Annotated in this window: 26 protein-coding genes; 25 read left to right on the top strand and 1 reads right to left on the bottom strand. The window is 63.0% G+C overall.

The window, feature by feature from the left end; translation table 11 throughout:
* Positions 1-45 precede the first annotated feature (45 nt).
* The 3 genes from C8K14_RS04375 to C8K14_RS04365 all read left to right on the top strand — a co-directional run bounded on the left by C8K14_RS04375 (position 46) and on the right by C8K14_RS04365 (position 1,503).
* The gene (locus C8K14_RS04375) at positions 46-444 is read left to right on the top strand and encodes a hypothetical protein (protein WP_231627512.1); all 399 of its coding nucleotides are present in this window, start codon (positions 46-48) and stop codon (positions 442-444) included.
* 38 nt (positions 445-482) lie between these two features.
* Positions 483-929: a hypothetical protein gene (locus C8K14_RS04370; RefSeq protein ID WP_022675070.1), complete on the top strand. Its 447-nt coding sequence runs from the start codon at positions 483-485 to the stop codon at positions 927-929.
* A gap of 91 nt (positions 930-1,020) precedes the next feature.
* Entirely contained in the window at positions 1,021-1,503 is a 483-nt protein-coding gene (locus C8K14_RS04365) for a MarR family winged helix-turn-helix transcriptional regulator (RefSeq protein WP_233250899.1), read from the top strand.
* A gap of 78 nt (positions 1,504-1,581) precedes the next feature.
* Here C8K14_RS04365 and C8K14_RS04360 read toward each other — a convergent pair whose 3' ends face one another.
* A complete protein-coding gene (locus tag C8K14_RS04360; protein WP_054130542.1) occupies positions 1,582-2,265 on the bottom strand; it encodes an energy transducer TonB in 684 nt (227 codons plus the stop codon).
* Positions 2,266-2,784: 519 nt separating this feature from the next.
* Here C8K14_RS04360 and rpsL point away from each other — a divergent pair.
* The 22 genes from rpsL to rplR all read left to right on the top strand — a co-directional run bounded on the left by rpsL (position 2,785) and on the right by rplR (position 15,768).
* Complete coding sequence (rpsL, locus tag C8K14_RS04355) at positions 2,785-3,156, top strand: 30S ribosomal protein S12 (protein ID WP_022675067.1); 372 nt, start codon at positions 2,785-2,787, stop codon at positions 3,154-3,156.
* 105 nt (positions 3,157-3,261) lie between these two features.
* Positions 3,262-3,732, top strand: a complete 471-nt coding sequence (gene rpsG / locus C8K14_RS04350) for a 30S ribosomal protein S7 (protein WP_022675066.1) — start codon at positions 3,262-3,264, stop codon at positions 3,730-3,732.
* 104 nt (positions 3,733-3,836) lie between these two features.
* Entirely contained in the window at positions 3,837-5,909 is a 2,073-nt protein-coding gene (gene fusA / locus C8K14_RS04345; RefSeq protein WP_028657518.1) for an elongation factor G, read from the top strand.
* An 89-nt stretch (positions 5,910-5,998) separates the two neighbouring features.
* Complete coding sequence (gene tuf, locus C8K14_RS04340) at positions 5,999-7,189, top strand: elongation factor Tu (RefSeq protein ID WP_022675064.1); 1,191 nt, start codon at positions 5,999-6,001, stop codon at positions 7,187-7,189.
* 146 nt (positions 7,190-7,335) lie between these two features.
* Entirely contained in the window at positions 7,336-7,647 is a 312-nt protein-coding gene (gene rpsJ, locus C8K14_RS04335; protein WP_011444906.1) for a 30S ribosomal protein S10, read from the top strand.
* Positions 7,648-7,976: 329 nt separating this feature from the next.
* Positions 7,977-8,702: a 50S ribosomal protein L3 gene (gene rplC, locus C8K14_RS04330; protein WP_022675063.1), complete on the top strand. Its 726-nt coding sequence runs from the start codon at positions 7,977-7,979 to the stop codon at positions 8,700-8,702.
* 3 nt (positions 8,703-8,705) lie between these two features.
* Entirely contained in the window at positions 8,706-9,329 is a 624-nt protein-coding gene (rplD, locus tag C8K14_RS04325) for a 50S ribosomal protein L4 (RefSeq protein ID WP_022675062.1), read from the top strand.
* Positions 9,322-9,627 (top strand): 50S ribosomal protein L23, encoded by a 306-nt coding sequence (locus C8K14_RS04320; protein ID WP_107715830.1) that lies wholly within the window; start codon positions 9,322-9,324, stop codon positions 9,625-9,627. Before rplD ends, C8K14_RS04320 begins: the two co-directional genes overlap by 8 nt.
* 16 nt (positions 9,628-9,643) lie before the next feature.
* Complete coding sequence (gene rplB, locus C8K14_RS04315; protein ID WP_022675060.1) at positions 9,644-10,480, top strand: 50S ribosomal protein L2; 837 nt, start codon at positions 9,644-9,646, stop codon at positions 10,478-10,480.
* Positions 10,481-10,486: 6 nt separating this feature from the next.
* Positions 10,487-10,765 carry a 30S ribosomal protein S19 gene (gene rpsS / locus C8K14_RS04310; RefSeq protein WP_022675059.1) on the top strand — a complete coding sequence of 93 codons (279 nt, stop codon included), beginning with the start codon at positions 10,487-10,489 and terminating at the stop codon, positions 10,763-10,765.
* The gene (rplV, locus tag C8K14_RS04305) at positions 10,765-11,142 is read left to right on the top strand and encodes a 50S ribosomal protein L22 (RefSeq protein ID WP_022675058.1); all 378 of its coding nucleotides are present in this window, start codon (positions 10,765-10,767) and stop codon (positions 11,140-11,142) included. The genes rpsS and rplV overlap by 1 nt, the downstream gene beginning before the upstream one ends.
* Before the next feature lie 3 nt (positions 11,143-11,145).
* Positions 11,146-11,841 carry a 30S ribosomal protein S3 gene (gene rpsC / locus C8K14_RS04300; RefSeq protein WP_022675057.1) on the top strand — a complete coding sequence of 232 codons (696 nt, stop codon included), beginning with the start codon at positions 11,146-11,148 and terminating at the stop codon, positions 11,839-11,841.
* A gap of 22 nt (positions 11,842-11,863) precedes the next feature.
* Positions 11,864-12,298, top strand: coding sequence for a 50S ribosomal protein L16 (rplP, locus tag C8K14_RS04295; protein WP_022675056.1), 435 nt, complete (start codon positions 11,864-11,866; stop codon positions 12,296-12,298).
* A 9-nt stretch (positions 12,299-12,307) separates the two neighbouring features.
* Positions 12,308-12,514 carry a 50S ribosomal protein L29 gene (gene rpmC, locus C8K14_RS04290; protein WP_022675055.1) on the top strand — a complete coding sequence of 69 codons (207 nt, stop codon included), beginning with the start codon at positions 12,308-12,310 and terminating at the stop codon, positions 12,512-12,514.
* Positions 12,515-12,525: 11 nt separating this feature from the next.
* A complete protein-coding gene (gene rpsQ, locus C8K14_RS04285) occupies positions 12,526-12,795 on the top strand; it encodes a 30S ribosomal protein S17 (protein ID WP_022675054.1) in 270 nt (89 codons plus the stop codon).
* 88 nt (positions 12,796-12,883) lie between these two features.
* The gene (rplN, locus tag C8K14_RS04280) at positions 12,884-13,252 is read left to right on the top strand and encodes a 50S ribosomal protein L14 (protein WP_022675053.1); all 369 of its coding nucleotides are present in this window, start codon (positions 12,884-12,886) and stop codon (positions 13,250-13,252) included.
* Complete coding sequence (gene rplX, locus C8K14_RS04275) at positions 13,252-13,569, top strand: 50S ribosomal protein L24 (protein WP_022675052.1); 318 nt, start codon at positions 13,252-13,254, stop codon at positions 13,567-13,569. The genes rplN and rplX overlap by 1 nt, the downstream gene beginning before the upstream one ends.
* Positions 13,562-14,143 carry a 50S ribosomal protein L5 gene (gene rplE, locus C8K14_RS04270; protein ID WP_022675051.1) on the top strand — a complete coding sequence of 194 codons (582 nt, stop codon included), beginning with the start codon at positions 13,562-13,564 and terminating at the stop codon, positions 14,141-14,143. The genes rplX and rplE overlap by 8 nt, the downstream gene beginning before the upstream one ends.
* 28 nt (positions 14,144-14,171) lie before the next feature.
* Entirely contained in the window at positions 14,172-14,477 is a 306-nt protein-coding gene (gene rpsN / locus C8K14_RS04265; RefSeq protein ID WP_022675050.1) for a 30S ribosomal protein S14, read from the top strand.
* A 12-nt stretch (positions 14,478-14,489) separates the two neighbouring features.
* Positions 14,490-14,885 carry a 30S ribosomal protein S8 gene (rpsH, locus tag C8K14_RS04260; protein WP_022675049.1) on the top strand — a complete coding sequence of 132 codons (396 nt, stop codon included), beginning with the start codon at positions 14,490-14,492 and terminating at the stop codon, positions 14,883-14,885.
* The gene (rplF, locus tag C8K14_RS04255; protein WP_054130540.1) at positions 14,885-15,418 is read left to right on the top strand and encodes a 50S ribosomal protein L6; all 534 of its coding nucleotides are present in this window, start codon (positions 14,885-14,887) and stop codon (positions 15,416-15,418) included. Before rpsH ends, rplF begins: the two co-directional genes overlap by 1 nt.
* A complete protein-coding gene (gene rplR, locus C8K14_RS04250) occupies positions 15,418-15,768 on the top strand; it encodes a 50S ribosomal protein L18 (protein WP_022675047.1) in 351 nt (116 codons plus the stop codon). The genes rplF and rplR overlap by 1 nt, the downstream gene beginning before the upstream one ends.

Here is a 15,768-nt window from a genome sequence, read left to right as displayed (position 1 = left end):
CAACATGGGGACGGCACCGGTGGTGTCGTGTGGAGGCAGATGACGATGACCAATACCAAGCACAACAATACGGTTCGGGCCGCAGTGGCTGGCGCGATGACGCCGGCGGTGGCGCAACTGCGCGTAACCCGCGATCTGCACGAGGCGGAAGCAGCGCTGGACGAGGCGTTGATCCGCCAGGCCAACCTGCTTTCTTCGATGGTGTCTGCGCGGCGTGAGGCGGGGCTGCCGCCGTTCCTCGGGCAGGATGCGCTGATGCGCCTGCTCAAGAGCCAGCAGGCGATGGTCGATGCGGGTGGCGAATTGGCGCGCGTGCACGGCCGGCTCAGTGCCATTGCGGCCGAAACCATGGGCGGCAATGACGAATGCCCCAAGACCGCGACGCTGGTCGATCCGGCCGATGCGTCCGGTGGGGTGATGGCGCCCCTGGCGCACGCAGCCTGACCTTGTCTCCGGCATGGGTATGGAGGATGTGACGGCCGATGCTCTCGCTCTGGCTACCTCGCATTCTCCTGGCCTGCGCCGTTCTGTTCGCCGCCCGCAAGGGCGGCGAACCTGAACAGTCGGTGGCGGCGATCCTGCTCGCGACATTCGCGCTCGACGTTGCCAACCACGCAATCTTCGGAGATCCCGCATGGTTTGCGGTCAATCCCGGTCACCTGGTGATCGATCTTTGGGCGTTCATCGTCCTGCTGTGGGTGGCCTTGCGCGCCAACCGCGCCTGGCCATTGGCCGTCAGCGCGGCGCAGGCGCTGGTCGTGCTCGGCCACGCCGCCAAGTTGTGGGAGCTGGCCATGGTGCGCAAGGCGTACTGGGTGATGACGCAGGTTCCCTTCTCGTTGCAACTGCTGTTGCTGATCTTTGGCACGGCCGCGCACATGCACCGCGCGCGCCGGCTGGGCGACTATCATGGCTGGCGGCTGACCTGATCGCTGCAGCCATGCTGACTCCAGCGGGGAGGGCGGCATGACGGTGCGATCGATGCGAGCCGCCGCGCGCCGAAGTGATGGAGTGCAGGGCATGACCTTTCGAAACGAGCAGATCATGGCAGCAGCACCCACTGCCGGTGTGCCGCGCCCGGCCATCCCGGCGCCAGCGCTGGCGATGGCTCGCGAAGTCTATGCCGCGCGGCGGCGGCGCGAACGGTTCCTGGCGGCAGACCTGTTTGGCGAGCCAACCTGGGATATCCTGCTCGACCTGTTCATCGCCGCGGCAGAGGCGCGCCGCGTGCCCACGACCAGCGCCTGTATCGGCGCCAACGTTCCGCCCACCACGGCGCTGCGCTGGCTGCGCATCCTGGAAGCGCGCGGCCTGGTGGAGCGCGAGGACGATGGTCGCGATGGCCGGCGCACGTTCGTGTGCCTGACCGCGCGCGGCCTGGCGGCGATGACCGATCTCATGCTCAACTGGCAGGCAGCGATGGGTGCAGTCGCGCAGTCCACGCTCGCAACTGACCAGCCACGCCCGGCGCCGGCCTTTTCCTTTGAAATGACTGCTGACTGAAGGCCAGGCTGATGTCTGGCAGGCGTGTAGCAAAGCCCGGCTGCTTGCAGCCGGGCTTTGCTGTCTCAGCGCTAGGCCCTATTCATCCAGCTCCCAGCGGATCGAGCCGAGGTAGATGCCCGTGGTGGCCGCACCACTAGCATCGGTAGCGACGGCGAACCGCGCACGGCTGGCGATGCGTGCGCAGGCCGTAGCGTCCAGCAGATCGTGCCCGCTGCTGGCGGTGATCGCGCAATCGGCGACGCGCCCGTCGCGGCCGATCGTTAGCCGAAACCGGGTTACGCCGGTCCAGCCCTCGCGCACCGCCTGGCCAGGATAATCGTTGCGCGTGACCCAGTCGCCGGGATTGCCCTTGGGTGTGGCGCGCTGTGGGGTGGCCTGGGGCTGCGGTTCGGGCGGCGGCGGGAAGAAGGGCTCGGTTGGCCGGATCACCACGGGTCCGTCGTCGATCTGCGGCAGCGTACTCGGGCCAGTTTGGGGCAGCGGATTGGCCGGGGCCAGCTTGTCGATGACCGGCGGCGTGGTGTCGATATGCGTGGGCGCGGTTGGCGGCGGCTTGCGCACGGGCGTCGTGGTTGGTTTGGGCGGCGGGGGTGGCACATAGGTCCAGTTGTTCCCCTGCAGGGTGTGGTGGATCACCGCCGTAATCGCGCCGCCCGCGAACGTGGTGAGGAGTGCGGCGCCCACCCCCAGATGGAGCAGGCCGACCGCAAGGCCGATGCGCAGCGAAGGACGACGGGCAGTCTGATCGACGTAAGCCATGCGTTTCTCCTCTCAGCCATGTACCGGCGGCCTGATTGTGCCTGCCGGGCAACGCCTGCGCGCTCCAAGCGCGTGGGGCGGGCGTTGCAAGGGTGATGGTATCACATGTCAGGACGTGACAAAGTGAAATCTCAACTGCGCTGGTAGTAATTGCACCGTGGCGCCTGCCTTGACCGGATCGGCCCTTTGGCGTAGGGGCGCACTCGTTCCGGTATGCATTTGCGTGCTGCCGGCCAGTTAAAGAGCTGAACATTGCCGGTGCGCATGGGGCTGCAAGTGGCGGTAATCCGCCATGGGTGGCCCTTTTCCCTTTGGGTTGGATCTTGCCGAATCGGCAAGGGCGCCTGCCGGGATGCCAGCCGTCAAAGTAACCCGGTGCCGTTGGCCTGGGTGGAGTGTTTTCGGCTCATTCGATGCGTCATGCGCTGCGGCCTCGTGCTGCGCAGTGCCGACCCATTGCATGAGGCGTCTTTCCTTCACCTGTTCCGGCGTTGCCATAACCAAGGTGAAGAGTACTTCATGCCTACGATCAACCAGCTGATCCGCAAGGGTCGCGTCCCGCAGAAGGCCAAGAGCAAGGTCCCTGCGATGGAGCAGAACCCGCAGAAGCGCGGCGTTTGCACCCGCGTCTACACGACCACCCCGAAGAAGCCGAACTCGGCTCTCCGCAAGGTCGCCAAGATCCGTCTGACCAACAGCCGCGAAGTCATTTCGTACATTCCCGGCGAAGGCCACAACCTGCAGGAACACTCCGTGGTGCTGATCCGCGGCGGCCGTGTACGCGACCTTCCCGGCGTGCGCTACCACGTGCTGCGCGGCGTGCTCGACACGCAGGGCGTCAAGGACCGCAAGCAGAGCCGTTCGAAGTACGGCGCCAAGCGTCCGAAGTAATGGTGGCCGCAAGCGCGGCTGGTGGGGGCAGGTGATGCTCCGCCAGGCTGCCTTGCCGGAATGAGCGGCTGGCCTTGAAGCTGGCCCGATCAGAAGGAATTCAACATGTCACGTCGTCGTCGTCCGGAAAAGCGGGTCATCCTGCCCGATCCGAAGTTCGGTGATCAGGTTCTGTCGAAGTTCATGAACAACCTCATGCTCGATGGTAAGAAGTCGGTTGCCGAAAGCATCGTCTATGGCGCTCTCGACACCATGCAGACCCGTGCCAAGGCTGACCCGGTTCAGCTGTTCCACGATGCGCTGAACAACGTGAAGCCGCACATCGAAGTGCGTTCGCGCCGCGTTGGTGGTGCCACCTACCAGGTTCCCGTGGAAGTGCGCCCCGAGCGCGCCCAGGCCCTGGCGATTCGCTGGCTGATCACGGCCGCCCGCAACCGTTCGGAAACCACCATGTCGGCCCGCCTGTCGGCTGAACTGCTGGATGCCGCCAACAACCGTGGCAACGCCGTGAAGAAGCGCGAAGACACCCACCGCATGGCCGACGCCAACCGCGCGTTCAGCCACTACCGCTGGTAAGCTTCCGAAAAACTGGTCACGTGGCCGTCTTCAAACGGTCACAGCAGTAACCATATGGGGTGGGCTGGAGCAATCCGGCCCTTCCCGAACCCAAGGAACACACCATGGCCCGCAGCCATCCGCTCGAGCGTTACCGCAACATCGGTATCATGGCGCACATCGACGCCGGCAAGACGACGACGACCGAGCGCATCCTTTACTACACCGGCAAGTCCTACAAGATCGGCGAAGTGCACGACGGCGCTGCGACGATGGACTGGATGGAACAGGAACAGGAACGCGGCATCACGATCACGTCGGCCGCGACGACCTGCTTCTGGAACGACCACCGCATCAACATCATCGACACCCCCGGCCACGTCGACTTCACCATCGAAGTCGAACGTTCGCTGCGCGTGCTCGACGGTGCGGTTGCGTGCTTCGACGGCGTTGCCGGCGTTGAGCCGCAGTCGGAAACCGTGTGGCGCCAGGCTGACAAGTACGGCGTGCCGCGCATGTGCTTCATCAACAAGCTCGACCGCACCGGCGCCAACTTCAAGTACTGCGTGCAGTCGATCATCGACCGCCTCGGTGCCAAGCCTGCCGTGCTCTACATTCCGATCGGTCTCGAAGCCGATCTGAAGGGCCTGGTCGACCTGGTCAATAACCGCGCGATCATCTGGAAGGACGAATCGCTCGGCGCCGAATTCTTCTACGAAGAAATCCCGGCTGACCTGGCTGACGAAGCCGCGATCTACCGTTCGGAACTGATCGAACTCGCCGTCGAACAGGACGACGAGGCGATGGAAGCCTATCTCGAAGGCAACGAGCCCGACGCCGAAACGCTCAAGAAGCTGATCCGCAAGGGCACGCTGAACCACTCGTTCGTGCCGGTGTGCTGCGGCTCGGCGTTCAAGAACAAGGGCGTGCAGCCCCTGCTCGACGCCGTGGTCGACTACCTGCCTTCGCCGCTCGACATCGAAGACGTCCAGGGCGTCAAGGTCGACAGCGACGAAAAGGACAGCCGTCCGCCCAAGGACGACGCGCCGTTCTCGGCGCTGGCGTTCAAGGTCATGAACGATCCGTTCGTCGGCTCGCTCACCTTCATCCGCATCTATTCGGGTACGCTCACCAAGGGCACCTACCTGAACTCGGTGAAGCAGAAGAAGGAAAAGGTCGGCCGCATGCTCGAAATGCATGCCAACGACCGCAAGGACGTGGACGAAGCCTTCGCTGGCGACATCATCGCGCTGGCCGGCATGAAGGAAACCACCACGGGCGACACGCTCTGCGCCGAACGCGCGCCGATCGTGCTCGAACGCATGGAATTCCCCGAGCCGGTTATCGAACTGTCGGTGGAGCCCAAGACCAAGGCCGACCAGGAAAAGATGGGCATCGCGCTCAATCGCCTGTCTGCCGAAGATCCCTCGTTCCGCGTCTCGACCGATCACGAATCGGGCCAGACGATCATCAAGGGCATGGGCGAACTGCACCTCGACATCATCGTCGATCGCATGCGTCGCGAATTCAAGGTGGAAGCCAACGTGGGCGCGCCCCAGGTGGCCTACCGCGAATACCTCGCCAAGCCGGTGGACCTCGACTACACGCACAAGAAGCAGTCGGGTGGTACCGGTCAGTTCGGCCGCGTGAAGGTCAAGATCACGCCGGGCGAACGCGGCTCGGGCATCATCTTCAAGGATGAAATCAAGGGCGGTAATATTCCCAAGGAATATATCCCCGCGATTGAAAAGGGCATGCGCGAAACGGCAGCCACCGGTTCGCTGGTTGGCTTCCCGATCATCGACTTCGAAATCCTGCTCTACGACGGTGCTTACCACGACGTCGACTCGTCGGCCCTGGCCTTCGAAATCGCCGGTCGCGGTGCCATGCGTGAAGCGGCTCAGAAGTCGGGCATCAAGCTGCTCGAGCCGATCATGAGCGTCGAGGTCGTGACCCCTGAGGAATTTATGGGTGACGTGATCGGCGACTTGAACTCGCGTCGTGGCCAGATCCAGGGTACCGACAGCCGGGGCAATGCCCAGGTCGTCGACGCCATGGTACCGCTCGCGAACATGTTCGGCTACGTGAACCAGCTGCGTTCTTTCACGCAGGGTCGCGCGCAGTACACCATGCAGTTCTCTCACTATGACGAAGTTCCGGCGAATGTCGCGGCTGAGGTCAAGGAGAAGCTTGCCTGATCACTCTGATCAGGCTAGGGGCGGCGCCTGATTCCGTCGGGTGCCGTACCCCGCAGAATTCACAGACAAGCGAATAGAAGGTTTGAACAATGGCCAAGGCTAAGTTTGAGCGGAACAAGCCGCACTGCAACATCGGCACCATCGGTCACGTTGACCATGGCAAGACCACGCTGACCGCAGCGATCACCAAGGTCCTCGCCGAAACCGGCGGCGCGACGTTCACGGACTACGCGAACATCGACAAGGCTCCTGAAGAGCGCGAACGCGGCATCACCATCTCGACCGCACACGTCGAGTATGAAACTGCCAACCGTCACTACGCGCACGTCGACTGCCCGGGTCACGCTGACTATGTGAAGAACATGATCACCGGTGCCGCCCAGATGGACGGCGCGATCCTGGTCGTGAACGCTGCTGACGGCCCGATGCCGCAGACCCGCGAGCACATCCTGCTCGCCCGCCAGGTCGGCGTGCCGGCTCTGGTCGTGTACATGAACAAGGTCGACCAGGTTGACGACGAGGAAATCCTCGAACTCGTCGAACTGGAAGTTCGTGAACTGCTCTCGTCGTACGATTTCCCGGGCGACGATATTCCGATCGTCAAGGGTTCGGCTCTGGCCGCTCTCGAAGGTCGCGACGACAACATCGGCAAGAACTCGATCACCGAGCTGATGGCCGCTGTCGACAGCTACATCCCGCAGCCGCCGCGTCCGACCGACAAGCCGTTCCTGATGCCCGTCGAAGACGTGTTCTCGATCTCGGGTCGCGGCACCGTGGTGACCGGCCGTATCGAAACCGGCATCGTCAAGGTGGGTGAAGAAGTCGAAATCATCGGCCTCAAGGACACCCAGAAGACCACCGTCACCGGCGTGGAAATGTTCCGCAAGCTGCTCGACCAGGGCGAAGCTGGCGACAACGTTGGCGCCCTGATCCGTGGCATCAAGCGTGAAGAAGTCGAGCGTGGCCAGGTTCTCGCCAAGCCGGGTTCGGTGACGCCGCACACCGAATTCGCCGCCGAAGTCTACGTGCTGTCGAAGGACGAAGGTGGCCGTCACACGCCGTTCTTCGCCAACTACCGCCCGCAGTTCTACTTCCGCACCACCGACGTCACCGGTGAAGTGGTTCTCCCCGAAGGCACCGAAATGGTGATGCCGGGCGACAACCTCACCCTGTCGGTCAAGCTGATCGCGCCGATCGCCATGGACGAAGGTCTTCGCTTCGCCATTCGCGAAGGCGGCCGGACCGTCGGTTCGGGGGTTGTCAGCAAGATCACGAAGTAATATAGGCGCCGGACCGGCGGGAGATTCGCTCTCCCGCCGGACGGTCTTTTTGATCAGTCGCCCCGCTTTCTCCCCATCCATCGGGAGGGGATCAGAGGGTAGGGCGGCTGGTTTTTGTTTTCGCTCTTTCGCATCGGTAAACGGACATGGAAGCCCAGAACATCCGCATTCGCCTTAAGGCCTTCGATCATCGCGTACTGGACCAGGCCACTGGTGAAATCGCGGACACCGCCCGCCGCACCGGCGCCCTGATTCGTGGTCCCATTCCGCTGCCGACCCGCATCGAGAAGTTCTGCGTCAACCGCGGTCCGCACATCGACAAGAAGTCGCGCGAACAGTTTGAAGTCCGCACCTACAAGCGCCTGCTTGACATCGTGCAGCCCAACGCTGCCACTGTCGACGCGCTGATGAAGCTGGACCTCGCTGCCGGCGTGAACGTCGAGATCAAGCTGGCCTGATGCCAGCGCCCTGGCCCCGCCCCCACATGTGTGGCGGGCAGGGCGGCTTGACCGAGCCTCATCGGTTTCCAGTTTTGGGTCACTTGTGATCCATCATCTCTTCCGGCCCTGAGGCTGGCTTGGCGGAAAATTCGTTCTGCCGCGACAAAAGGGATACCTCCGGCCTCCTGCCGCTGCCTTCGGGTGCGGCGCCAAGGGTCGGGAAAGCGTCCCCCGTTCGCTCCTGTTCAGGCAGGGGCACTCAGCCCGGACGGGGCATGCTTCTTGTACGGGCTGAACACGCCTTTGGGGGATGGGCCCTCGAAGGCCTCTGTGAGGAGTATGAGATCATGCGCACCGGCGTGATCGCGAAGAAGGTGGGTATGACCCGCCTGTTCCAGGAAGATGGTCGGCACGTGCCGGTCACCGTCCTTTCGCTTGAAGATTGCCAGGTGGTTTCGGTCCGCACTGCCGAACGTGACGGTTACGTCGCGCTTCAGCTGGGTGCTGGCGAAGCCAAGCAGAAGAACGTTGCCAAGCCGCAGCGCGAGCACTTCGCCAAGGCAGAAGTGCCGCTGAAGATGCAGGTCGCCGAGTTCCGCGTCGCTGATGACGCGCTGCTCGATGTCGGTGCCAGCATCGCCGCTTCGCACTTCGTTGCTGGCCAGTACGTGGACATCACCGGCCACACCCAGGGCAAGGGCTTTGCCGGCGCCATGAAGCGTTGGGGTTTCGGCGGTATGCGCGCCACGCACGGCGTGTCGATCTCGCACCGTGCTCACGGTTCGACCGGTAACCGCCAGGATCCGGGTCGTGTCTTCAAGAACAAGAAGATGGCCGGCCACATGGGCGACCGTCAGCGCACCCAGCAGAACCTCGAAATCGTTCGCACCGACGATGCGCGCGGCCTGATCTTCGTCAAGGGCTCGGTCCCTGGCGCGAAGAACGGCTGGCTGCTCGTTCGTGACGCGGTCAAGGTCGATCGCCACGCGCAGGCGCCCTATCCCGCCGGTCTCAAGGCCGCCAACACCAACGAACAGGCCGCTCCCGAAGCCGCCGATGGCCAGGAGGGCTAAGTCGTGAAGGTTCAAGTCCTCAATCTGGACGGTTCGGCCGCCGGCGACGTGGAACTCGCAGATGACGTGTTCGGTCTCGAACCGCGCGCCGACATCCTGCACCGCGTTGTGACCTGGCAGCTGGAAAACCGTCGTGGCACGGCCCGTGGCGCTCGCGAGCGTTCGGACGTTGCCCGCACCGGCAAGAAGTTCGGCCGTCAGAAGGGTGGTGGTACCGCTCGTCACGGCGACCGCAAGGCCCCGATCTTCATCGGCGGTGGCAAGGCCCATGGTCCGCGCGTTCGTGACTTCAGCGTTTCGCTGAACAAGAAGGTGCGCGCTCTCGGTCTCAAGATGGCGCTCTCGTCCAAGGCCCAGAACGGCCTGGTCGTGATCGACAGCCTGGAACTGACCGACGCCAAGACCAAGGCGCTGGCCGGTACACTGGCCAAGGCCGGCTTCGGCAAGAAGGTGCTCGTCGTGGATGGTGAGCAGGTCAACGAGGGCTTTGCCCGCGCGGCCCGCAACATCGTCGGCGTCAACGTGCTCCCCGCCATCGGCGCCAACGTCTACGACATCCTGAAGCATGATACGCTGGTGCTGACGCGCGCCGCGGTCGAGAAGCTGGAGGCGCGTTTCAATGGCTAAGGACGCAATCGACACGCGTCACTATGACGTGATCGTGGCTCCCCACATCACCGAAAAGGCGACGCTGCTGAGCGAAAACAATGCCGTGGTCTTCAAGGTTGCCGAAAAGGCGACCAAGCCGGAGATCAAGGCGGCGGTGGAAGCCCTCTTCAATGTCGCGGTCACCAAGGTGAACACGCTGACCCAGAAGGGGAAGACCAAGCGCTGGAAGGGCAAGCCCTACAAGCGCACCGACGTCAAGAAGGCCGTCGTGACCCTGGCCGCAGGCCAGTCGATCGACGTCACCAGCGGTATCTGAGGCGAAGGCATAGACCATGGCACTCAAGAGCTATAACCCGACCAGCCCCGCACGCCGCGGCCTGGTCCTCGTCGACAAGTCGGCTCTGTGGAAGGGCAAGCCTGTCAAGGCTTTGACCGAAGGCAAGAGCAAGACCGGCGGCCGCAACAACAAGGGCCACGTGACCAGCCGCGGTATCGCGGGCGGCCACAAGCAGAAGTACCGCTTCATCGACTTCAAGCGTCGTAAGTGGGACATGCCGGCCACTGTCGAGCGTCTGGAATACGATCCCAACCGCACCGCGTTCATCGCCCTCGTCACGTACGAAGACGGTGAGCAGGCCTACATCCTGGCGCCGCAGCGCCTGGCCGTGGGCGACGTGGTGGTTGCCGGTGAAAAGACCGACGTGAAGCCTGGCAATGCGATGCTCCTGTCGCAGATGCCGGTTGGTACCATCATCCACAACGTGGAAATGAAGCCTGGCAAGGGCGGTCAGATCGCCCGTTCGGCCGGTACCTACGTCCAGCTCGTCGGTCGTGACCGCGGCATGGTGATCGTTCGCCTGAACTCGGGCGAGCAGCGCTACCTGCGTGGCGACTGCATGGGCACCGTCGGCGCCGTGTCGAACCCCGACAACTCGAACCAGAATCTTGCCAAGGCCGGTCGTAACCGCTGGCTTGGCCGTCGTCCGTTGACGCGCGGTGTGGCAAAGAACCCGGTCGACCACCCGCACGGTGGTGGTGAAGGCCGCACCTCGGGTGGCCGTCATCCGGTCACTCCGTGGGGCAAGCCGACCAAGGGCGCCCGCACCCGTCACAACAAGAAGACGGACAAGTTCATCATTCGTTCGCGCCACGCGAAGAAGAAGAGGTAAGACCCCATGGCACGTTCCGTCTGGAAGGGCCCCTTCGTCGACCTGCACCTCCTGAAGAAGGCCGAAGTGGCCCAGGATGCTGGCAGCCGCGCTGGCCCCATCAAGACCTGGTCGCGTCGTTCGACCATCATCCCGCAGTTCGTTGGTCTGACGTTCAACGTCTACAACGGGCAGAAGTTCATCCCCGTCTCCGTGAGCGAAGAGATGGTCGGCCACAAGCTTGGTGAATTTGCGCCGACGCGCAACTTCCCCGGCCACGCCGCTGACAAGAAGGGTAAGCGCTGATGAGCAAGTCTGCTGCTCCCCGCCGGGTCGGTGACAAGGAAGCTCTGGCCGTCAACACGAACATTCGTGGTTCGGCCCAGAAGCTCAACCTGGTTGCTGCCCTGATCCGCGGCATGAAGGCTGAAGACGCCCTCAATGTCCTGTCCTTCTCGAAGAAGGCCATGGCGGTTGACGCCCGCAAGGTGCTCGCTTCGGCGATCGCCAACGCGGAAAACAACCACAACCTGGACGTCGACGCGCTCGTCGTGGCGGAAGCCTCGGTTGGCAAGTCGATCACGATGAAGCGCTTCCACACCCGTGGTCGTGGCAAGTCGACCCGCATCCTGAAGCCGTTCTCGCGCCTTCGGATCGTCGTCCGTGAAGTCGAGGAGGCCTGAGCCATGGGTCACAAGTCGAACCCCATCGGTCTGCGTCTGCAGATCAACCGCACCTGGGACAGCCGCTGGTACGCCGAAGGGCGCAACTACCAGCAGCTGCTGAAGGAAGACCTTCAGATCCGCAAGTTCATCGTCGAGAGCCTGCCGCAGGCAGCGATCTCGAAGGTGGTGATCGAGCGTCCGGCCAAGCTGTGCCGCATCTCGATCTACGCGGCCCGTCCGGGTGTGATCATCGGCAAGAAGGGTGCGGACATTGAAAAGCTCCGCGCCAAGCTTGCCAAGCTGACCAACAGCGACGTGAAGCTGAACATCGTTGAAATCCGCAAGCCGGAAATCGATGCCAAGCTCGTTGCCCAGGGCATTGCCGACCAGCTCGTCCGTCGCGTGGCGTTCCGCCGTGCGATGAAGCGCGCTGTTCAGTCCGCGCTGCGTCTTGGTGCCGAAGGCATCAAGATCACCTGCGGTGGCCGTCTCGGCGGGGCGGAAATCGCCCGCGTCGAATGGTACCGTGAAGGTCGCGTTCCGCTGCACACCCTGCGCGCGCACATCGACTACGCCGAAGCCGAAGCCCACACCGCCTACGGCGTGATCGGCATCAAGACCTGGATCTTCAAGGGCGAGATCCTGGGTCATGACCCGCTGGCGCAGGACCGCCTGATGCTTGAGGCACAGACCTCTGGCGTCCGTCCGGCGCGCTGAGGCTTGAGGATAGGCTAGCACCATGCTGCAACCCAAGAAGACCAAGTTCCGCAAGGCGTTCAAGGGCCGTCTCCACGGCAACGCCAAGGGCGGCACCGACCTCAACTTCGGCTCCTATGGCCTCAAGGCCATGGAACCGGAGCGGGTCACCGCTCGTCAGATCGAAGCGGCTCGCCGCGCGATCACCCGCCACATCAAGCGCCAGGGCCGTCTCTGGATCCGCATCTTCCCTGACCTTCCGGTGACCAAGAAGCCGGCAGAAGTCCGTCAGGGTAAGGGCAAGGGTTCGGTGGAATACTGGGCTGCCCGCGTGAAGCCCGGCAAGATCCTGTTCGAGCTCGACGGCGTCGCCGGCCCCCTGGCCGCCGAAGCTTTCAGCCGCGCTGCGATGAAGCTGCCGATCAAGACCAAGGTTGTGGCTCGCCTCGGCGATACCTCGCACCTTGGTGGCGAGTAAGGAGTAGGAATGATGGCTAAGTTCGAAGACCTCCGCGTCAAGAGCGACGACCAGCTTACTGCTGACCTCGCCGAGCTGAAGCGCGAACAGTTCAACCTGCGCTTCCAGGCGGCGACCAGCCAGCTGGAGCGTCCGGCGCGCATCAAGGAAGTGCGCCGCGACATCGCGCGGATCAAGACCTTGCAGGGCGAGCGTGCTCGCACTGCCAAGGCTTAAGGAGACACACGATGCCCAAGCGTATCCTGATCGGGACCGTGGTTTCCGACAAGACCGACAAGACCGTGGTCGTGAAGGTCGAGCGCAAGGTGAAGCACCCGCTGTACGGGAAGATCATCCGTCGCTCGAAGAAGTATCACGCCCACGATGAGGCGAATGCCTTCAAGACCGGCGAGACGGTGCGGATCGAAGAGACCTCGCCCTACTCCAAGCTCAAGACCTGGAAGGTTATCGACCGGGTTCTGGCTGGTAAGACCGCCGCGATCGAAGCGGACGTTTGACAAAACGTCCGTTCTCGGTCTTAGGGAGCGTCACGTTTTTGGAACTGCCGGACTGGTTCCGGCAAGCCAGTGAGAAGGAACCGGATCAATGATCCAGATGCAATCCAATCTCGACGTCGCGGACAACAGCGGCGCTAAGCGCGTCCAGTGCATCAAGGTGCTGGGCGGGTCTAAGCGTCGTACCGCAAGCGTCGGCGACATCATCGTGGTGTCGGTGAAGGAGGCGCAGCCCCGCGCCCGTGTCAAGAAGGGCGACGTCCATCGCGCGGTTATCGTGCGCACCAAGAAGGACGTTCGTCGTCCCGATGGCAGCGTGATCCGCTTCGACGGCAACGCCGCCGTGCTCGTCGGCAAGAACGAAGAGCCCATCGGCACCCGTATCTTCGGCCCCGTGGTGCGCGAACTGCGCGGCAAGGGCTTCATGAAGATCATCTCTCTTGCCCCGGAGGTGCTGTAATGGCTGCCGCCAAGATCAAGAAGGGCGATAACGTCGTCGTTCGCACGGGCAAGGACAAGGGCCGTACCGGCACCGTCCTCCAGGTTCTTCCCAAGGAAGACAAGGTCATCGTGGCCGGCGTGAACGTCGCTGCCCGTCACCGCAAGCCCAGCCAGCAGAACCCGCAGGGTGGCATCGATCGCTTTGAAGCGCCGATGCACATCTCGAAGGTTGCCGTGGCCGACAAGGATGGCAAGCCCACCCGCGTCCGCTTCGAAACCCGCGATGGCAAGAAGGTTCGCGTGGCCGTCAAGTCCGGGGAGGCCATCGATGGCTGACAAGTACACTCCGCGCCTCAAGGGCAAGTACGACGCTGAAATCGCAGCCGCGATGAAGGCGAAGTTCGGCTACAAGAACGACATGGAAATTCCGCGGATCGACAAGATCACGCTGAACATGGGCGTTGGCGAAGCGAGCCAGGACAAGAAGAAGGTCCAGACCGCTGCAGCCGAAATGGAACTGATCGCTGGCCAGAAGCCGGTGATCACCAAGGCCAAGAAGTCGATCGCGCAGTTCAAGCTGCGCGAAGGCATGCCGATCGGTTGCAAGGTTACCCTGCGCCGTGAACGCATGTACGAATTCCTTGACCGCCTGATCACCATCGCAATGCCCCGCATTCGCGACTTCCGGGGCCTGAACCCGAAGTCGTTTGACGGCCGTGGCAACTATGCGATGGGTCTCAAGGAACAGATCATTTTCCCTGAGATCAGCTACGATCAGATCGACAAGGTGCGCGGTCTCGACATCATCGTGACCACCACCGCCAAGACCGACGACGAGGCACGTGAATTGCTTCGCCTGTTCGGTTTCCCGTTCCCGCAGGAAGCCGCCGAACAGGCGCAGGCCGCCTGAAGCCAGTCATAGGAAAGAGCTTAAGTCCATGGCGAAACTGAGTTCGATCAACAAGAACGAGCGTCGTAAGAAGCTCGTTGAAAAGTTTGCGGCCAAGTACGCTGCGCTCAAGGCCCAGGCCGACGATGAATCGCTCGAAGAAACCGAGCGCCTCATTGCCCGTCTGAAGATGGCCGAGCTGCCGCGTAACGCGAATCCCACGCGTGTCCGCAACCGTTGCAACACCACCGGCCGCCCGCGTGGCTACTACCGCAAGTTCGGTCTCTGCCGCATCGAACTGCGCGATCTCGCCAACAAGGGGCTCATCCCCGGCGTGACGAAGTCGAGCTGGTAAGGAGCCTCTACGATGGCATTGACCGACCCCCTGGGTGACATGCTCACCCGCATCCGCAATGGCCAGCAGGCGAAGAAGGACTCGGTCCTCTCGCCCGCTTCCAAGCTGCGTGCACACGTTCTCGAAGTTCTTCAGCGCGAAGGTTATATCCGTGGCTTCAGCGAAGACGCCACTGGCGTTCACCCGCAGCTGCGCATCGAGCTGAAGTACTTCGAAGGCCAGCCCGCGATCAAGCATGTGGCCCGCGTCTCCAAGCCTGGCCGTCGCGTCTACTCGGGTTCCAAGGAACTCCCGGTTGTGCGCAATGGCCTGGGCATCACCATCGTCTCGACGCCGAAGGGCGTGCTTTCGGATGCCGAAGCACGTGCTGCCAACGTCGGTGGCGAAGTGCTGGCGGAGGTGTTCTGATGAGCCGCATCGGCAAAAGGCCGGTGGCGATCCCGAGTGGCGTCACCGCTGACATCGCGAACGGCGTGCTGACCGTGAAGGGCCCCAAGGGCACTCTCACGCTCTCGCTCGTCGACGAGATCAACTATGCCGTCGAAGACGGTGCGATCTCGGTGCAGCCTGCCAACGATACCAAGCGCGCTCGCGCGTTCTGGGGCATGCAGCGCACGCTCGTTTCCAACCTCGTTACCGGCGTGACCGAAGGCTATACCAAGGTCCTTCTGATCACCGGCGTCGGCTACCGTGCCAATTCTCAGGGCAAGAACCTGAAGTTGCAGCTCGGCTACAGCCACGACGTCGATTTCGCCGTGCCGGAAGGCATCGAGATCAAGACCCCGGATAACACCACGGTCGAAATCTCGGGTATCGACAAGCAGAAGGTCGGCCAGGTTGCGGCCGAAATTCGCCGCTGGCGCAAGCCCGAACCCTACAAGGGCAAGGGTATCAAGTACCGTGGCGAGTTCATCTTCCGCAAGGAAGGGAAGAAGAAGTAATGGCCAAGCTGTCTCTCTTCGATCGCCGCCGTCGCCGCGTCCGCACTGCCCTCAAGGCACGTGCTGGCGGTCGTCCGCGTCTCTCCGTGCATCGCACGGGCCGTCACATCTACGCGCAGATCATCGACGATGCTGCCGGCCGTACCCTGGCCGCCGCTTCCTCGCTGGTGAAGGGCGAGAAGTCGATCGGCGCCAATGTCGACGCTGCTGTCCTGGTGGGCAAGCAGATCGCCGAACGGGCCAAGGAAGCCGGTGTCACCACCGTCGTCTTCGACCGTGGCGGTTACCTGTTCCATGGCCGCGTCAAGGCGCTGGCTGATGCTGCCCGTGAAGGCGGCCTGGAGTTCTGA

This window comes from Novosphingobium sp. GV079 (genome assembly GCF_003058045.1).
Lineage (GTDB): Bacteria > Pseudomonadota > Alphaproteobacteria > Sphingomonadales > Sphingomonadaceae > Novosphingobium > Novosphingobium capsulatum.
This window is presented reverse-complemented; position numbering and strand designations above follow the sequence as displayed.

What these genes read in the sequence shown, in the direction of transcription:
- C8K14_RS04375 (WP_231627512.1), top strand. Translation starts at nt 46, where the DNA reads ATGACCAATACCAAGCACAACAATACGGTTCGGGCCGCAGTGGCTGGC.
- C8K14_RS04370 (WP_022675070.1), top strand. Translation starts at nt 483, where the DNA reads ATGCTCTCGCTCTGGCTACCTCGCATTCTCCTGGCCTGCGCCGTTCTG.
- C8K14_RS04365 (WP_233250899.1), top strand. Translation starts at nt 1,021, where the DNA reads ATGACCTTTCGAAACGAGCAGATCATGGCAGCAGCACCCACTGCCGGT.
- C8K14_RS04360 (WP_054130542.1), bottom strand. Translation starts at nt 2,265, where the DNA reads ATGGCTTACGTCGATCAGACTGCCCGTCGTCCTTCGCTGCGCATCGGC.
- rpsL (WP_022675067.1), top strand. Translation starts at nt 2,785, where the DNA reads ATGCCTACGATCAACCAGCTGATCCGCAAGGGTCGCGTCCCGCAGAAG.
- rpsG (WP_022675066.1), top strand. Translation starts at nt 3,262, where the DNA reads ATGTCACGTCGTCGTCGTCCGGAAAAGCGGGTCATCCTGCCCGATCCG.
- fusA (WP_028657518.1), top strand. Translation starts at nt 3,837, where the DNA reads ATGGCCCGCAGCCATCCGCTCGAGCGTTACCGCAACATCGGTATCATG.
- tuf (WP_022675064.1), top strand. Translation starts at nt 5,999, where the DNA reads ATGGCCAAGGCTAAGTTTGAGCGGAACAAGCCGCACTGCAACATCGGC.
- rpsJ (WP_011444906.1), top strand. Translation starts at nt 7,336, where the DNA reads ATGGAAGCCCAGAACATCCGCATTCGCCTTAAGGCCTTCGATCATCGC.
- rplC (WP_022675063.1), top strand. Translation starts at nt 7,977, where the DNA reads ATGCGCACCGGCGTGATCGCGAAGAAGGTGGGTATGACCCGCCTGTTC.
- C8K14_RS04320 (WP_107715830.1), top strand. Translation starts at nt 9,322, where the DNA reads ATGGCTAAGGACGCAATCGACACGCGTCACTATGACGTGATCGTGGCT.
- rplB (WP_022675060.1), top strand. Translation starts at nt 9,644, where the DNA reads ATGGCACTCAAGAGCTATAACCCGACCAGCCCCGCACGCCGCGGCCTG.
- rpsS (WP_022675059.1), top strand. Translation starts at nt 10,487, where the DNA reads ATGGCACGTTCCGTCTGGAAGGGCCCCTTCGTCGACCTGCACCTCCTG.
- rplV (WP_022675058.1), top strand. Translation starts at nt 10,765, where the DNA reads ATGAGCAAGTCTGCTGCTCCCCGCCGGGTCGGTGACAAGGAAGCTCTG.
- rpsC (WP_022675057.1), top strand. Translation starts at nt 11,146, where the DNA reads ATGGGTCACAAGTCGAACCCCATCGGTCTGCGTCTGCAGATCAACCGC.
- rplP (WP_022675056.1), top strand. Translation starts at nt 11,864, where the DNA reads ATGCTGCAACCCAAGAAGACCAAGTTCCGCAAGGCGTTCAAGGGCCGT.
- rpmC (WP_022675055.1), top strand. Translation starts at nt 12,308, where the DNA reads ATGATGGCTAAGTTCGAAGACCTCCGCGTCAAGAGCGACGACCAGCTT.
- rpsQ (WP_022675054.1), top strand. Translation starts at nt 12,526, where the DNA reads ATGCCCAAGCGTATCCTGATCGGGACCGTGGTTTCCGACAAGACCGAC.
- rplN (WP_022675053.1), top strand. Translation starts at nt 12,884, where the DNA reads ATGATCCAGATGCAATCCAATCTCGACGTCGCGGACAACAGCGGCGCT.
- rplX (WP_022675052.1), top strand. Translation starts at nt 13,252, where the DNA reads ATGGCTGCCGCCAAGATCAAGAAGGGCGATAACGTCGTCGTTCGCACG.
- rplE (WP_022675051.1), top strand. Translation starts at nt 13,562, where the DNA reads ATGGCTGACAAGTACACTCCGCGCCTCAAGGGCAAGTACGACGCTGAA.
- rpsN (WP_022675050.1), top strand. Translation starts at nt 14,172, where the DNA reads ATGGCGAAACTGAGTTCGATCAACAAGAACGAGCGTCGTAAGAAGCTC.
- rpsH (WP_022675049.1), top strand. Translation starts at nt 14,490, where the DNA reads ATGGCATTGACCGACCCCCTGGGTGACATGCTCACCCGCATCCGCAAT.
- rplF (WP_054130540.1), top strand. Translation starts at nt 14,885, where the DNA reads ATGAGCCGCATCGGCAAAAGGCCGGTGGCGATCCCGAGTGGCGTCACC.
- rplR (WP_022675047.1), top strand. Translation starts at nt 15,418, where the DNA reads ATGGCCAAGCTGTCTCTCTTCGATCGCCGCCGTCGCCGCGTCCGCACT.